14 protein-coding genes and 1 other RNA gene are annotated in these 16,781 nt (G+C 40.8%); 5 read left to right on the plus strand and 10 right to left on the minus strand.

Annotated features, from left to right (window positions below):
* Nucleotides 1-555 (minus strand): GNAT family N-acetyltransferase (locus J7338_RS15000; RefSeq protein WP_210797812.1); only part of this gene is annotated, 555 nt, incomplete at its 3' end.
* Between the two features lie 160 nt (nucleotides 556-715).
* Here J7338_RS15000 and J7338_RS15005 point away from each other — a divergent pair.
* Entirely contained in the window at nucleotides 716-1,681 is a 966-nt protein-coding gene (locus tag J7338_RS15005; protein WP_210797868.1) for an integron integrase, read from the plus strand.
* A 343-nt stretch (nucleotides 1,682-2,024) separates the two neighbouring features.
* On the opposite strand, the gene J7338_RS15010 is transcribed toward J7338_RS15005, so the two are convergent.
* Both J7338_RS15010 and J7338_RS15015 read right to left on the minus strand, forming a co-directional pair.
* Nucleotides 2,025-2,963, minus strand: a complete 939-nt coding sequence (locus J7338_RS15010) for a hypothetical protein (protein ID WP_210797813.1) — start codon at nucleotides 2,961-2,963, stop codon at nucleotides 2,025-2,027.
* A gap of 415 nt (nucleotides 2,964-3,378) precedes the next feature.
* Complete coding sequence (locus J7338_RS15015; protein ID WP_210797814.1) at nucleotides 3,379-4,017, minus strand: hypothetical protein; 639 nt, start codon at nucleotides 4,015-4,017, stop codon at nucleotides 3,379-3,381.
* A gap of 252 nt (nucleotides 4,018-4,269) precedes the next feature.
* Here J7338_RS15015 and J7338_RS15020 point away from each other — a divergent pair, with 252 nt between their 5' ends.
* From J7338_RS15020 to J7338_RS15030, 3 genes are read left to right on the plus strand one after another with little or no spacing between them, the layout of a single operon-like run.
* On the plus strand, nucleotides 4,270-4,827 hold the full coding sequence (locus tag J7338_RS15020; RefSeq protein WP_064667566.1) for a recombinase family protein: 558 nt from the start codon (nucleotides 4,270-4,272) through the stop codon (nucleotides 4,825-4,827).
* A 56-nt stretch (nucleotides 4,828-4,883) separates the two neighbouring features.
* Nucleotides 4,884-5,849, plus strand: coding sequence for a hypothetical protein (locus J7338_RS15025; RefSeq protein WP_182758325.1), 966 nt, complete (start codon nucleotides 4,884-4,886; stop codon nucleotides 5,847-5,849).
* Between the two features lie 10 nt (nucleotides 5,850-5,859).
* Complete coding sequence (locus tag J7338_RS15030) at nucleotides 5,860-6,492, plus strand: hypothetical protein (protein ID WP_210797815.1); 633 nt, start codon at nucleotides 5,860-5,862, stop codon at nucleotides 6,490-6,492.
* A gap of 4 nt (nucleotides 6,493-6,496) precedes the next feature.
* Here the strand turns inward: J7338_RS15030 and J7338_RS15035 are convergent, their stop codons facing one another.
* The 6 genes from J7338_RS15035 to J7338_RS15060 form a co-directional block, all read right to left on the minus strand.
* Nucleotides 6,497-7,231: a hypothetical protein gene (locus J7338_RS15035; protein WP_182758327.1), complete on the minus strand. Its 735-nt coding sequence runs from the start codon at nucleotides 7,229-7,231 to the stop codon at nucleotides 6,497-6,499.
* A gap of 90 nt (nucleotides 7,232-7,321) precedes the next feature.
* A complete protein-coding gene (gmtX, locus tag J7338_RS15040) occupies nucleotides 7,322-7,963 on the minus strand; it encodes a gamma-mobile-trio protein GmtX (RefSeq protein ID WP_064667570.1) in 642 nt (213 codons plus the stop codon).
* On the minus strand, nucleotides 7,956-10,544 hold the full coding sequence (gmtZ, locus tag J7338_RS15045) for a gamma-mobile-trio integrase GmtZ (protein ID WP_210797816.1): 2,589 nt from the start codon (nucleotides 10,542-10,544) through the stop codon (nucleotides 7,956-7,958). Before gmtZ ends, gmtX begins: the two co-directional genes overlap by 8 nt.
* On the minus strand, nucleotides 10,541-12,010 hold the full coding sequence (gene gmtY, locus J7338_RS15050; RefSeq protein WP_182758330.1) for a gamma-mobile-trio recombinase GmtY: 1,470 nt from the start codon (nucleotides 12,008-12,010) through the stop codon (nucleotides 10,541-10,543). The genes gmtZ and gmtY overlap by 4 nt, the downstream gene beginning before the upstream one ends.
* Nucleotides 12,011-12,196: 186 nt before the next feature.
* An RNA gene (ffs, locus tag J7338_RS15055) (signal recognition particle sRNA small type) lies at nucleotides 12,197-12,293 on the minus strand.
* Between the two features lie 140 nt (nucleotides 12,294-12,433).
* Nucleotides 12,434-13,309 carry a DUF3014 domain-containing protein gene (locus tag J7338_RS15060; RefSeq protein ID WP_210797817.1) on the minus strand — a complete coding sequence of 292 codons (876 nt, stop codon included), beginning with the start codon at nucleotides 13,307-13,309 and terminating at the stop codon, nucleotides 12,434-12,436.
* A 184-nt stretch (nucleotides 13,310-13,493) separates the two neighbouring features.
* Between J7338_RS15060 and J7338_RS15065 the strand changes: the two genes are divergently transcribed.
* Nucleotides 13,494-14,639 carry a patatin-like phospholipase family protein gene (locus tag J7338_RS15065; RefSeq protein WP_210797818.1) on the plus strand — a complete coding sequence of 382 codons (1,146 nt, stop codon included), beginning with the start codon at nucleotides 13,494-13,496 and terminating at the stop codon, nucleotides 14,637-14,639.
* A 17-nt stretch (nucleotides 14,640-14,656) separates the two neighbouring features.
* Here J7338_RS15065 and J7338_RS15070 read toward each other — a convergent pair whose 3' ends face one another.
* Nucleotides 14,657-16,633, minus strand: a complete 1,977-nt coding sequence (locus tag J7338_RS15070) for a monovalent cation:proton antiporter family protein (protein ID WP_210797819.1) — start codon at nucleotides 16,631-16,633, stop codon at nucleotides 14,657-14,659.
* Nucleotides 16,634-16,781 lie beyond the last annotated feature (148 nt).

Consider the following 16,781-nt stretch of genomic DNA (forward strand, 5'->3'; position numbering starts at 1 on the left):
TATTTCATTGAACTCAGGCTTTAATAAACCATAACATTTCAAATCGTGGAATTCATTTTTCCAGTAACCACTTGCACGACGGATACCTTCTTCTTTGAAGCCAAGCTTTTTCAGCACAGACTCTGAGGCACCATTGCCAAGCATAGTATCACCTTGGATTCTATGAAGCTCACCAAATGGTAATTGATTTAAAAAGGCTGAATCAATGATTTTGTATAAAGCTTCTGTGGCATAGCCGAACCCCCAATACTTAGAAGATAGCTCGTAACCAATACCAGCATTCTTCATCTTTTGGTTCCATGAATTAAAGCCGCAGGTGCCAATTAACTTACCAGTGTCTTTTATACGAATAGCCCACCGAATACCAACGGCCTCAGTGAAACGAGAATTGAAGAATTCAATTAATTTTAACGATTGATCTTCAGAATCATAAACGTCTATATCATAAAATTTGATAACATTTTTATCTGAAAAAATATTTAATAATGCAGGGCTATCATCCAATGATAGCTTGGTAAGCATTAAACGAGATGTTTCTAACTCTGGGAAATCCATCTAAATCCTCCATGAAATATAACAATTTTATAGTGCGCTCATCGCGCATCTTTCTGCCGACGCCACGCTCATGTATTAATAAATCTATTTTTAACAAATAACGTAATGTATTGCCAACTATAATTTTTTATTGTTGCTAAAGATATTCAGAAAAAAGAAAATGCGCTCCCCATTTTTAAATTATATCGCTGATTATATGTTGGTACGTCAGTATTCATTACGTACCGTGGACACCTACCTGAGATGGATTGCATCTTATGTCCATTTTCATGATAAGCGCCACCCGGCCTCAATGGGAGACAATGAAGTCGAACGCTATCTAGAACACTTAGTATTAAAGCAAAACGTTGCACCGCGTACGCAAGCAACGGCTCTCAATTCATTGTCATTTTTATATAAGCACATAATAAAAAATGAGCTGTCGTTAAACTTAAATTTTGCTCGCAGTAAAAAACAAGCAAAACTGCCTGTCGTGATGACCCCAGAAGAAGTCAAAATATTAATGGCTCATTTAAATAAACGCTATTATTTAATTGCTGCCCTTATGTATGGAAGTGGTTTAAGAGTAATGGAAGCTGTGCAATTAAGAGTGAAAGATATTGATTTTGATTATAAATGTATTCAAGTATGGAATGGCAAAGGCAATAAACACCGTATTGTTACGTTGGCCACCGAGCTAATTCCTATGCTGAGAACTCAAATTTTAAACGTTGATGACTATTTAAAGCTTGATTTAAAGAATACCGATTATGCTGGCGTATGGATGCCATATGCTTTAACAAAAAAATATCCTTGCGCCGCAAAATCACTTGCGTGGCAGTATTTATTTCCCTCTCATATATTAAGTACAGATCCTCAAAGTGGTGAAATAAGACGACATCATTTTCATCACTCGTGCATAAGAAAAGAAGTAAAGAAAGCAGTTCAAAAATCGGGATTAACAGAAATAATAACACCGCATACCTTGCGTCATTCATTTGCAACGCATCTATTGCAAAGTGGCGCCGATATCAGAACAGTTCAAGCTCAGCTTGGCCATTCTGATGTCAAAACAACACAAATATATACGCATGTTTTACAGCAAGGAGCAAATTGCGTAGTGAGCCCCTTAAGTAAAATATTTTAAACTTTATCAATGTTCGCTTCACGCCAAAAGTATGATGAAAAAGCACGTCTATTTGATTAAAAAATGATGCCATTACAATTTTGATGAGAATTCACCAAAAAGCGCATTGTGAAAACATAGTATTGGTGATTTTTAGATAATTTAAAAGGGAATTTTATGTCACCCAATGTTGTTTGAAGTAACTTATAAATTTATAGTGGAAAGTGTACTAAATTCATAATAGTAATGTAAAACAATAATATACGGTAGTAAAATATTAGTAGTGAGGGCGTTCAGTATTCAGTGTTAGTTTACCTTTCAGGCTTGTACTAACCAGCTATTTTGCGCCCTTTAAATTACAACTCTACAGATTTTGGTTAGCAATTTTTCCAGTAAAGCCAGAGACTAAAGCCAATGACTTTTTATTTTGGCTGGCATGCCTATACATACAAGCAGAACGCCCAAAGCCTAACGAAGGCTCCTTCTCTTCATGAGGAAAAAATGCACTAGAGTTATATTCAAATAAAATGCCAGCTACATTGCGACCTGCATTTTTGGTGGATACATATTCCTGCTCTTTAGCGAAATCCGTAATTGCTCTTTGTATTTCCATATCATATAAATGCACATTACTAGTTGCGGCTACTGTACCTTCAGGCAAAAGTACATCAGTCACGTCCAATGCTATCAAACCATACTTGTTTTTTCGATTCGCACCAATGCGTGTATCAATCTGACTTGATGCTTTTTTAATACGAGAGGCTAATTTCTTTATGGACTTGATACGTTTACACTCTACGTACAACTTATCCTTACCTATATTGACAACAACATCACAGTCATCTGTTAAATCAACTTCATATCCCCCCTTGAGAAACCTAGAGGCAATATTCAGTTCAAACGCGAAGTCTCGTGCAGGGTCATCATTTTCCCCCTTTGCATTCTTCTTGATTGCTTCGGCCCGCAAGCTCTTACCTGACATAACATGCTTGATACGATCTTTTAAACCATCGTGCTTACCATCTTTAAAAGTGTTCCATAAACGGATAATCTGACATGCCTCGGTCGCAGCTTGCATAAAATGATAAAAATCATCAATTAAGTCCTGTTCCGTTGGTACTTTAGCTCCAGGGTTAACAAAAGTTTTTAGCAAACGTTCATAGTCTCCCATTCGAGTACTTTTATACGGAAAACCCAGCTCTTCGGATAGCCATTTACACGATTCTGAAAATTCTATTCGACGATCCTTAAACTCTCCTTCATACATTGCCGTTTTACTTATTTCCAACATTGAAATGCTCATATATCTCCGAACTCAAGTAATTGTTAATGCCGGAATAAACGGCGAGGAATTGTAGACTACGATAAATGACGAAGGAGCGTAAGCCTACAGTTTTTGCATCCACAGTTTTATAAATGCTAAATGCACTTAGGTCGATAGGTGACCAGCAGCGTAGCCGACCCCAGTAGCCCAAGTTGTTTCGAACATTGAACTAAAAAGAATACGAGCACGAGCTTTTAATGTTTTTGCCATAGACACCTCCTTAAATTTGCCTGCCGTGGTTGATAGGACCATTTGGATACTTGCATATCGAATAAGCACAAAAATAAGGGCTACGGAGCCAACAAACGCCCAAGGAATCGAACCTTGGCCTACCTCCCCCATCAGCCTAAGTACACTCTTTTAAGAGCTATTTAAAAACACATATCTAAATAAATTAAGACTTTACTTTATTTTCCATATTCTGCAACCTATTCACTATCCACCTATAGCTGCATGGCTTTAGCTCAACTAAATCAGCCTCACGTCTTTCTGCATTAAGCGTATCAAGCTGTTCAAGAAACTGGTCATACACCTTCTGGTACCTCATCACGGTATGCGTGCGCAGGTATTCGTTTATCACTTCATCAATGAGATCATGGACTTCTTGAGGCAGTTGCTTGGTTCGGTTGCCTTTGGCCTTATGTTTGGGCATCAGTGCGTGTTTATCCCAGCCGCTTTCCACAAAGGCTTTGTTCCAATAGGCTAGCGTGCGCCATGACGGTGGGCCACTGTCGTTTATCTCCGCCGCCTTTTGCGCAATATACGGGGTTAACCATTTCTCGGTATAGGCTGGAACGCTTTGTTCAATTGCGCCTTGCACATACCTATAACGTCGCTGCATTTCTTTTTTTGATGCAACATCTTCCGCAGTTTCTGCTTTAGGCTTTTTAACGGTACTGAGTGGTTTAAAGGTTAGCTTGGTTGGTAGCTCACGCCGCGCAATGGTTCTAAGCTGACCGTTTGAAACCAGTTGTTCAAGTTTTGGCTTTGCAAAATTAAACCGCCCACCGCTTTCAATATCCGTCAACACCACATCACTACCCGCAATGCTTTCAACCGCAAAGTAGGAGCATGAATGCTCCGATAGGCGTTAAACTAAAATCAGGTCGGGGTTTTGCAAGTCCATTATGGTGGCATTTCCTAAAACGACGGTAAAGCACAAGTTCAAATAGCGTATACCCTAATTGAACATCACCAAAACAGGCTAAAAGTGTTCATTTAGGGTGGTTTAAAGCGTTAGTACGCACTATGTTTATTTAGTCTAGATGCTAAATGAACAATTGCCATGAGTAAGATTGGATATGCGCGAGTTTCGACCACAGATCAGTCTTTAGATCTACAAGTAGCCAAACTTGAGGAAACTGGTTGTGACAGGGTGTTTACCGACATGGCATCAGCATCGAATACCAAACGTGATGGGTTTCAAGCCCTACTTGACTACCTTCGTGCCGGTGATACCTTAATCGTGACTCGAGTCGACCGTATCGCTCGTTCCGTACTCGACTTACAAACCTTAGTGTACCACCTAAAATCCAATGAGATTCAGCTACAAGCGCTAGAGCAACCCATCTCAACCGACTCTGCTTCAGGAAAAGCTTTTCTAGATATGCTCGCCGTGTTCGCAGAGTTTGAACTCAATATTAGAAAAGAGCGCCAACTCGAAGGCATCGAAGCCGCTAAAAAAGCGGGTAAATACAAAGGCAGAAAACCAATATCAGACAACACCAAACAAAGCATTTTATCGCTACGCGCAAAAGCTACACCGGTCAGCCAAATAGCAAGCACAGTAAACGTTTCAAGAAACACAGTTTATAAAGTTATCAATCAAGATATTAACAAATGAATTAACTAGGTATAACATACTTAGCTTTGCTATCTGCTTGTGAAAAAGGAATAACAGTGGAAATATTGATACCATTTGCTAAAGATAAAAATGGCTCGCTCGCATTTGTCGATGAAGTAGAAAGCGGTTTAGAATGCAATTGTTTTTGCATCAGCTGCGATATGCCTCTTTCCGCGCACAAGTATAAAACGAACATAAGACGCGATCACTTCAAACATGCACCGAAAGTAAACTCCGAAGATAAGCCATGTGAGATAAGTTATAAACGCGCTATTTTTTGGTTGTGCCGTAATATACTTGCTACCAATTCTAGCATTCACCTTCCTCGATATGTTGGTTTTCCAAACAGTGATAAATCCGATGAAGGTGTGTTGCTCACTGAAGAGAAGGTATACGAATATCAATCTCAAATAACATTAAACCCAGCTATTGAAAGCGCGCAAAACGAAATTGCGATCCTACACACTAATGACTTCGACATCACCCTTGTTTTAACGCTAGAGAGCTCTTCTTACCAATTTAGCTCTACATACAATCAAAAGTCCGCCATTGTAGTTGTCGACGTGGAGGATTTTAGAAAGTATGTTGAAGGCAAAGTAAATGGTTACAGAGAGCAAGTTGAATCTGAATTACTTGTGAAGCTAAGCATCAAGCATTGGCATTACCACCCTCAGCAAACACAAAGGTTTACAGAGTTTTATCGTAGTAAAAATCAAAGAGTACAACTCGCTAAAAAGGAACAAGAACAACGTAAGTGGGAGGAACAGGAGCTATTGGCAGAAGAGAGCGAGCCGTTATATGACTCAGTTTACGGTTTTCAGCAAAATCCTCGTTATAAAAGAAAACCAACACGTGCTTTTAGGGATATTATTGATCTAAATCCCGCACCAAAACAATACGAAAAGAGATGGTTTAGATGTGGCTACTGTACGAATATTTGGCAACGCTCAAGTACAGATGTTCCTTACTCTGTTGATGAAACGCCATGCCCATCTTGCGATCACCTTATTATAATTGGTTAAGGCAAACGATATGATTAGCGACAAATCAAAAAACCTTCTTGAAAAAATGAGAATTGACTCTGATGAATACTTTAAAAGCTTACATAAAAAGTTTGGTGATGATTACAGAGTTTTCGCAGACGTTTTAGATAGCTTTGATTGCGAGTCAAAAACAGAGCCAAAATTCGCTTTTAGAGATTTTTGGCAGCAAAAGTACGCATCTAACTCCATAGAATCAGAACTGTGTAATTGGGCTTTTGAGCTTTTTAACAATTTAAAAAGGTTTTATTCCGGAGGCGTATTTGAACTGTTCAAAAGCAAGCAAGCTGAGTGGGGGGCCCCCCCCGTCAGAATTAAACGCGAAGACGTACCGACTACGTCAGATATTGAAATGCTTGAAGAAGAAGTAACGATATATCGTGGTTTATCACCAAATGAGTTTGCAAGTAAAAACTTTGCACAGTCTTGGACCATAGATCGACAAATAGCTAAAAAGTTTGCCCACGAAGTATATAAAGATAAGATTCAAGGTATAGTTGTTAAAGGTGTTGTTTCAAGAGACAAAATTATCTATTTTGATGCTTCAGACAAAGAGCAAGAAGTGATCATTGAATATGGAGCGGAGATATTTGCTCAAACAAAAACTATCAAGGCCGTTAGTTGAACCACTAGTAATCTGGTAATGGCCAGATTTCTCCTTTAGTAAAACTTGAGCTACTAATGAGCTTCTCTCTATGAAGTTTATCTAATTCATAAGGCACAGCCGCTAAAAAGCCCTGCTTAAACCTCCTGGCTATATGCCTTTTTAAGTGGTGCTTAGGTACAATAGTCGAAGGGCAGTTTATCCATACATTAGGGAGAAATAAGATAGGCAACAGTACAAAGTTTCTGTCAAACTTCACACTTTCGCAGCTAACTTGTAATGTGAGGCTATGGGAGTATATAGCTTCTAGATTAAGCCTCTGATCTTTATATTGTATTGCGAAAGTGCTTAATAAAAATATTGTACAAAAAAGAAAATCTCGGAAGTTACCATCATTTTTATCTATAGAGCCCGACCTGATATTAGCTTGGTCGAAAATAAGTTTAATATCCTCAATAATGATATCGCTTTCCAGACTTTTGAACCTTGGCCTCTCTTCAAAGCTTCTCTCAATTCCTGCCCTATAATCCTCTACTTCAGCCTCAAAAAGTGGCATCACATCAGTGATACTCCTTAAAACAATACCACGATCTTTTTTATCTGGATGAGCTAAAAAGTCACCTATTTCACGAATCACACTGTTTTTCCTCGCATAGTCTCTAGACATCACATAGAAATTCGCAATGTCTTTTTGATCAAATGAACGCTCTAGAAAAGACCGGTAAAACTCTTGTATTTGGTGTTTATAATATTGGTTCATACTTACCATCTTCGACTCTAAAATAGTCACTTATTAAAAGTAATTTCTCTTGCTTGCCAGAATACTAAACTTTCAAGTTGATTTAAAACTTCATCGCAACAGCTTCCTCACCCCGTGAACATACCCACGCTTATAGATTTCATTTCCATCAGCATCTTTGACTTGGCCAGTAGGCATAACTTCCCAGCCTTGTTTATTGAAAAGTTCATCAGAAATTGCCGCTTTAATGGCTTCAACTTCCAGCGGTACCAGTTGTTTGTTTTCAAGTGTGGTGTTGGTTTTATCGCCTTTAGTTCTGTCTATAAACAAGTCAGAGTTGGCTTTTAATGTATTGAGCTGGTCACGGTATTTGTTACGTTCAGCAATTAATGACCCTACTACGGCTCTAATCACTGGGTCGTCGATGGCATCCAAAATATGTTGGTCATTGCTGTTCAATAACTGTTTTTGGCGTACTGAGAGCGGCTTTTTACACGTTGTGCCTGCATAAGCTGCCCAAGCCTCAATTAATTGCTGAAAATGCTTTCCTGTGCGATTACGGATGGTTTGTGTTGATGGGCCGCCTTGCTCTTTTGACAACCGCCCGATCGTTGCCATGGAAAAGTCGAGAGGCGTTATTTTACTTTGTTGCTCAAGCACAGCATTCAATACCGTTAAAGCATTGGCAGTTCTTGTGGTGGCGCTTGCGCATAGCTCTTGCAGCACTAGGGTTGGGTCGACTGGATTAGCCATTTTTCTTTACTCCTAAAGTGGCTGTTGCCATGTTTGCCAATGTTCTGATGCTAATGCCTGTATTACTTTCAATCGCTTGTACACCTTGCTCGAGCAGGCCTGCGTCTTTTAAGTAAGCTTCAGTATCAAGGTAAGTTGAAAGCATTGTCATGGCTTTACTTTTATCTGGTTCTTTCGTGGCATTTAGCATGGCATTGACCATCACATTGCCAAGCTTAAGCTGTGCTTCGTCGTCAAGCTGCATCAAGATTGGTTGGTAGCCCATGCGCATCAGCATAGTGTTTAGTATGTTTGATCTGTGATTAATGGCCGTGGTTTTCTTTAAGTCATCTTTTAAGTCTGCAAATACTTCTGCGTCATCGCAGATTTGGATCAGCTGCCTAAACTCAGATTTCGTGTCTAAAAAGCTAAAGAATGGTGATATGTCTTCTGCCGAGCCAAGCGCAATCACTTTGTCTTTGCGGTCGTGTTCTTCCCGATTTTGCTCGATACTTAGTACCTTACGGATCACCTGAAAACACGCTACTAAGTCTTTGCAGTATTCATCGGCTTCGGTTTTGTGTCGCTCAATACGCCTGTCTATACTGTTTAGCTGGTCGCGCTTGCTAAATGGAGTGCTGTTTACTTCGCAAAAGTATTCTTCATCCAACAAACTCGCTTGCTCGCCCTCAAGCTCCGCAGCAATTTTGGCCGCTTCTGTGGCGTGATAACTTAGGTTATTAAAATGAGCCGTAAGCGATTGAATATAGCGGATGCTGGTAATAAACCAGCGGCAGCGAATACAGTTTTCAATGCCATGGGGTACTGGCGCGTGAAGATCGGCTTGGTTTCGATTCGCTTTTTTTAGTTTATCGCCGCCATTCCAGCACCCAGCAATAGAGGCATGTTCAACCAAGGGCGAGGTGTTGCCTCCTGCTAAACAAATGCCTATCGACTTTTCTTGCCATCCAGCTGGGTTGCGCACTCTCAATGCAGTTTGTAGCGATTCAATGTCTTTAAACGCGGCTTGCAAGCCGATTTCTTCAATGGATTTATTGGCTAGGAATGACTGTAGACTATCGTCTTCTTTGTCGATTATTTTGCCTTCGGCCTCGCGCATTTTCTTGGCCATCATCACAGGCGTGAGCTTGGTGTAGTGCAAAGTCATGATCAAACGACTGTGGCCAACCAACAGCTTTGACAATATCGGTGTGGGTATTTCCCCCTCAATGGCGTAGCAAGTGATCAAAGAAACGCGTAATGCATGCAAAGGAAATAGCGGCCTTCTGGCATTTTTAGGGTCAACAAAATGCACTTTGGCACCATCTCTTAAAGTATGCTCTTTTTTCGCTACATCGTGCTCGAGTTGAGCAAGCAAAGCCACCCAAAGTGCGTTAACATAACCGTCAGTAATTGGCATACAACGTTCGCGCTTACGATACGCAGCAGCATTGCGAAACAAAAAGCAAATATCACCAATTTCACTGCGCTGAATTTTGGTTTTAGTGCTACCAAAGTGCTTGTAATCCAAGTCATAAATTGACGTAGGCTTGTTGATTGGGTTGTACTTTTCTTGCCAGTTTCTTAGCTTTTCTAACCAATACAACACCTCTTCGTGTTGCCACGGGATCATGTATCCCCGAGTTATTTCATCTTTGTTTCTATCAGCGGTTTTATTGGTGTTTATGTACATACCCGTCATCACATCACCAATATCTGGCGTAATAATGCGGTGGAATACCCCTTTTTGCCATGGGCGCTTATCGCTGCCTTCAGCAAAATGATGTTGCTCATTCATTTGCCACTCGCCATTGCTGTAACGCCATGTATCAGCCTCACCCGAGTCCAGCATTCGTACTTGAAAGGTTCGTAAAGGTAGCTGCAATTTAAGATACAAAGCCATGGCACGAACAGGTGACCAAATTAAGTAAATGCTGTCACCCTCTTCTAGGATTCTAAGTGCACCATCTATTCTTATTTGCCGCTGTTTATCTAGCGTGTGTTTCTGCCAAACACAATCGGGGTCTGCTTTGTCTATCACCGACTCATCAACCAAAATCCAGTCTTTTAAAAAGCGAGCATTGGTGAAGAAAATCTCACTGTAGTCGATGGCCCACTGCCATTGTTTAAAGTGACCCCGAGGCGCGGGGCATAATATGCTGCGCAGCTGTTTAATATAGGCGTAGGGTAAGGCGTTATAGACCGTTTCCTGCCGTCTTACTGGATTTTGCTCTTTATCAAAGGGGTTTTGAAGTAGCGGCACAGGATCGCCATTGTCATCTGGTTCTGAGTAGTAGGTATCAATTATCCAATCAATAAAGCGGCATACATCGTTGTTTTGCCTAACACGGTAGCCTTCATTCAGCTCAAGCGGTATAAGAAACTTGTTGTAGTCTTGATCTGCCAGTGTAAATAGCTCAATGGGGTCGATAATAAATCGCGGTACCAAGTATTCATCTAAAAAGCGTGCGATGGCGGCGCGTGAATGGTCAATGCCGTATTGCTTTTGTTCAAGCCAAGATGAGGCCAACTCCCGCCATGTTTCCCAGCCTGAGCCGTTTTTCTTGATAAACCAATTGAACTCATAATCCTGTGTTTTCATGGTTTATATCTCCTTAATTTAGGGTACTGACCGCTAAATAGTCCATCAGGATCAATATCTTCAAAGCCCGATTCCATCACGTTTTGCCAGCTCACGCTGACGTCTTCTTTAAACTCAGCATAGTGTTGGCCATCAAGATTTTTTGATGCTCTTTCACATGCCAAAGTAACATCTCTAATACTGGGCTGGGTATAAACGGCTTGTGATAACAACGAAGCATGGTGGAGCGCCTTTTTGATCAGTCGTGGATCAATACCCGCGCTCGACATACGTCTGCCATAAGCATGACGATGAGCATGTGGGGTTCGCCCTTCTGGTTTTGACACCACTAGGTTTATTCGAGCCATGGCCGCTTTATAACTTTGGTTAAACGCGTTTAGGGTGAGTGATTGGCCTTCGTGTGTTTGTGAAAACGACACAAATGCATAGGGGTGCATTCTCGGTAACGGCAATAAATACAGTAAGTATTGCTGCCACAACTTGGCAAACAGCTCACCGTAAAAAGCAGGAAACCAATGCAGTTGAATGTAATTTTCGTCATCATCAACCACTTTGGTTTTCCAGCCGATTCGGGCGGTACCCGTCATGCGGTTACGAGGAATTAAGTTAAAATTCTCGGCCAAATACGCTGCGCGTGTTTTTTGTCGTTTGCGGCCAGTCCAATTATTTGGTGCTCTGCCATCTTCGGGGTGATACAAGCGTACTATCACACCACTTGGGTTTTCTGGGTCGTAAAACACGTCATCCACCCAAAGGTGCAAAGCATCACTTTCTCGTACACCGGTGCCATGCATCAGCAGCACAATAAGCTGATCACGCAGTGCAACGCGCTTATCTCTGGCTTTGCCTAAACCTTGAACAAAAAAGGGCTTAAAGAGCTTTTCTGGAAATGAAATAGCATCACCGTCAACCTTAAGCACATCCTTTTTACCACGTACCTTGCGCACGGTATTAAGCACACTGGGTAAAGGGTTGCTTTTGATATGGCCTAAAAAGTTGTACTGATTGCGTTTGTACCATGCAGCATAGTTAAGGCGTTCTTGATGAGAGCTGGCTTGTTCAAATGGGTTTAAGCTGGTTGTATTTCTGTTATTGGCGAGCGAATCTGTTAAGCCATTTAGCGCAGATAAAAGTTGATTTACGTTTGCTGTAGAGCGAGGTAGCCAGTATAAACCCGATGGGTCATTCCCTTCTGGGCTAATGGTACCCAGTGACAAACGCATTACAAATGATTGAAATAACTTGCTGGCGTCTGAAAATAATCCTGTGTTGGCTTCCATGTACTCGAGCAACAGTTGGCAAGCAAACGTAATGCGATTCATCCATGGCAAACTTTTAATGTGCGACTGACTTATAACGTAATCAAGTAAGGGATCAAATACACCATATTCGCTAAGCAATACAGGTACTTCAATCAATAAACCTGAATTATCTGTTTTAACTTGCGCAAGAACTTTGACTAACACGGTAACTAAACCAATTTGTGCTGAGGAGTTTTAGTAGATTAGTACAAGAAGTGATATTGATCTAATGAGCTGAGATTTAGTTTTTAACTTTAAAAAGATAAGAATTAGTACAGATTAGTATACTTTTGACTACTATAAATAAAACTTATACTTCAAACAACACCAAATGAGGAATTTGGGTGGCAGTCTTACCAGCCACATCTCGGCACACACGTCACAAACTGTGGCTGCTCCCTTCCGGGCCTGACCAGGTTCGCCTGCTAGTGTTGCGAGAGGACCAATAAGACTACCATTGAGGGCCTTGGTTGGCGCGGGAAGGATTATCTCTACTTTTGCTGTGTTATTCAAGGATAAACACAAAAAGAAAGTGCGATTGCATGTTAAACATACAATCACACTGTTTTTTAAACGATTTAAGTAAGATTATTGATTATCTAACTCTTTTTTTACGTTACGTAGTACAGCTTTTATTTTTTTCATGTTTTCAGGGCCCATACGTAGCAGTTGTTTTTGTGCCGCTGGTAGACGTTCCCATTCTGAGTAAGCATATTGATAAGTAACAGAGTCACGTAATAAAGGCATATCTCCTTTTGGCTCTGGAGTATCCAATAATAGGTCTATCGCTTCTTCAAGTGTTTGATTAAATACATCACCTTGATAGCCAATTTCTGCATACGCATCATTAATTAGTGGTTTATATTCATCATATAAACGCACGATTTGTGCTGCACTCATACTGGTAAATATTTTAACGTATGGGGTATAACGCTCGTAACTATTTGGATCAACAGTCAGTATTTCGCCCTCAATCACACTAAAGCTTTCTTCTGGGCGCTCCACTGGAGTATGTTTTTGCGCAATTTTGCCTTTGGCAAGGTTATCTATAAATACCACGCCACGACGAATAACATCGTCGTTTATAACCAAACTCATAGCTGCATCGGTTAAGTATTCATCTAACTTGGCTACAACGACAGGATCGCTTTCATCAAGGGTAGGTAATGGTTTTACTTGCGGCTCAGGCTCTACTGGGCGAGGTGTTGGCACGGTTAAATCGGCGGGCTTCTCAGGATTAACAGATGGGGCATTAACAACCGGATCGTTCTCTGGTTTTAGCTCCATCATAGGTCGCTCTGCTATGGGTTGCTCAACTTCGATTGCTGTTTGCGACTTATCAGTTGAGTTCAACAACACAAACGCCGCAGCAATAATAAGAATAATTAAAATGATGCCTGCAAATAAAAGGTTATTATTCGGTGGACGTTTTTGAACATCTGACGCTGAAGGTTGATCTGACATACGAACTCCATAAATATTAAAATGCGATAAAAGTAAGAGTACCTTAAATGGATTTAATTCATAGCCTACATGAATAATTATTAACGTAGCTAAGGTATCCTTTGATTCTTCTAGCTTAAAGACTTACAGTTAATAAATAAAGTAAAGACGCTTAACCGCTTAATTACAACGATGAAACTCAACTATGAAAATCAATAAAATCGATAAATACAAACCTAAAGTTGCTCTGTTACTGACTGGTGGTGGTGCGCGTGCGGCTTACCAAGTTGGGGTTCTTAAGGCACTTGCGCACAGTATGCCACGCACTGCCCCACTGCCATTTACTATTATTAATGGCACATCTGCCGGTGCGATCAATTCAGCTGCGCTAGCAAGTTATGCTTCATGCACCCATTTGGCAGTACGTAAACTGGAATCTGTTTGGAAAAACTTTTCAACTTCAATGGTTTATAAAAGTGATTTTATCAGTGTATTTGGTCATTTAACCCGTAATATGCTGACCAGCTTTCAATCTGAACATATAAATCACCCACCAGCGAGTTTATTGAACAATCAACCTTTACGTGTGTTGCTGAATAATATTTTGGATTTATCTCGCATTGAGCGTAATTTACATCGTAATTATTTAGATGCTTTGTCAATCACTGCATCGAGTTACACTACTGGGGATTCGGTGGCATTTTTTCAATCCAATACGCAATCGCCTTGGCAGCGCGCTAAACGTGAAGGCCAAGCAACGCGTATTAACGTTGAGCACTTAATGGCATCCAGTGCTATTCCGATGGTGTTTCCAAGTGTGAATGTGCATAACCATTACTTTGGTGATGGCTCTATTCACCAGCTGTCACCTCTGAGCCCGAGTGTACATTTGGGGGCTGAGAAAATATTTATTATTGGTGTTGATCAACCCAAAGAAGCTCATCCACCAGGCTATTTACCTCACTTCCCAGGGCTGTCGTCTATTGCAGGTCACTTACTCGATAGTGTATTTACCGACACCTTGCAGTCCGATTTAGAGCGCTTAGAGCGTATCAACCGTACCTTAGGGCTGTTGCCAGCGCGTGACAAACACCAAGAGCTAAAACAAATACACAGCTTTGTGATCAATCCATCAGAAAACTTTAATGCCATTGCCACCCAGTATTACGATGATATGCCACTGGCTATTAAAGTGTTGCTACGCATGATTGGGGTTAAAAAACGTTCACAATCGAGTTTAACCAGTTACTTATTGTTTGAAAAACGCTACACCCAGCACCTAATCGATATAGGTTATAAAGATGGTATTGAGAAGTTACCACAAATACGCGAATTTTTAGAGTTAGATTAGGGTCAGATTAGAACATCTTACTCACAGCCATCAAGCAAGTAACGCTCTACTCGCTCTACCCGACGAGGTTTACCTTGTAGCACTAGAATATCACCGGTGAGCAAAATAGTGTGCAGCGACGGGCTATCAATTTCACGGTCTTGGCGGCGTAATGCCCGTACTGATACACGGCGCTTTTCAAGCTCTAGTTCGCCGATATTTTTAGCCACCGCAAAGGCATGTTCAGGCAGTGCTATTACGTGTAAATACTCAAGTCGCTCAGCGTTGTTTTCTTCACTATCAAAGTTGTCACCGGCAAAAAAACCATATAAAAATTGATAGCGATTACGCCGCTCTTTGCTTACTCGCCTAACAATACGTGACATAGGCACACCCGACATAGATAACACGTGCGACACTAACATTAAACTCGCTTCGAGTGTTTCTGGCACCACCTCAGTCACGCCAAGCTCTTTGAGTGCTTCGAGATAACTATCATCGCGCATTCGTACCAGTATTTTCACGTCAGGGGCTATTTGCTTAATCGCATCGATCACGATTTGCACATGTTCAAAATCAGTAAATGTAATGATCACAAGTCGCGCTCGTTCAACGCCTGCTGATTTTAAAATATCTTTTTGTTTTACATGACCAAAAATAACGGGCTCTCCAGCTGCTTTGGCTTCTTGCACTAGAATTGGATTACTTTCGACGGCAACGTACTCTATTGCTTCTGGTTTTAAAAATCGTGCAATCGTTTGTCCAACCCGAGAGAAACCACAGATCACCACATGATTATGATACAAGGTGCTACTGTTAGGCTGTTGCTGCCATTCATCGTTGGGGTTTTTTAATAACCCTAGTTGCTTTAATAACCAAGGCGTACACCCGATTAAATAAGGGGTTAAACCCATCGACATTACAGCAATAGCAATTAAAAATGAGGCGTGATCTAACGCTAATAACTGATGCTTAGTGGCGAGCGCAATTAATACAAAACCAAATTCGCCCATTTGCCACAACATAATACCGGCAGCTACAGCATCTTGTTTTCGCTCGCCCATTAATTGCGCTAAAAAAGTAATAACGCCTATTTTTAATACTAACATTAACGCAAGTGCAGCCACTATCCAATACCACACGCCAAACACATATAAAATATCGAGCTGCATGCCGACAGTGACGAAGAATAGGCCCATCAAAATATCGCGAAATGGCCGAATATCGGCCTCTAGTTGGTGCCGATACTGGCTTTCTCCCAGCATCATGCCAGCTAAAAAAGCCCCTAATGCCATTGATAAACCAAATAAATAAGTTAGTCCGGCTGCAAATAAAGCAACCAATAACGTGGTTAAAACAAATAACTCTTCTGTGCGCATTAACGCCACTTCACTAAATACTTTGGGTAACACCCATTTACCAATAGCCCACAGTAATAAGCAAACAAATGCGCCTTTAGTTAACGAAAAAGTCAGTGCCCATGCTATGCCTTCTGAACCACTACTTTGCGCAAGTAGTGGTAATGTAATTAGTAAAGGAACAACTGCAATATCTTGAAATAACAACATACCGATGGCAAGCTGACCACGTCGCTGTTTAAGTTCGCCGGTCTCTTTAAGTAATTTAACCACCACTGCTGTTGACGACAGTGCCATTAATGTCGCAATAGTAAAACTACTCAGCACTGACAAATCCATCAGCAATAAAATCAACATAAACATAATACTTGTGACTATTACCTGCAGAGTACCTAAACCAAATACAATATTACGCATCGCCATTAAGCGACCAACAGAAAACTCCAACCCTAAACTAAACAATAAAAAGACAATACCAAGTTCAGCTACAACATGTATTTCATGACTTTGCGTCATCCAGCCAATGCCATGACTACCCGCTAATAAGCCAGTAGCAAGATAGGCAAGGATCGGCGGTAAGCCAATGCGCTTAAATAACCATACCAGCACCACTGCAGCCAGTAATAAGCCAAATATTTGAGCCAATACACTTTGCAAATAAACCCCCTATTTATATTGTTGCCATACCGTCAAAATTTTAGCTGTTTAAGAGTTAACTATAGCAACCATCTGTTTTTCAGCCAGTTTGGAATAGTGGCATAAAAATCGCTTAAGAAAGTAATAACAAACTCCTAGGGGGAGAAAA

This window comes from Pseudoalteromonas ostreae (assembly GCF_018069805.1).
GTDB lineage: Bacteria > Pseudomonadota > Gammaproteobacteria > Enterobacterales > Alteromonadaceae > Pseudoalteromonas > Pseudoalteromonas ostreae.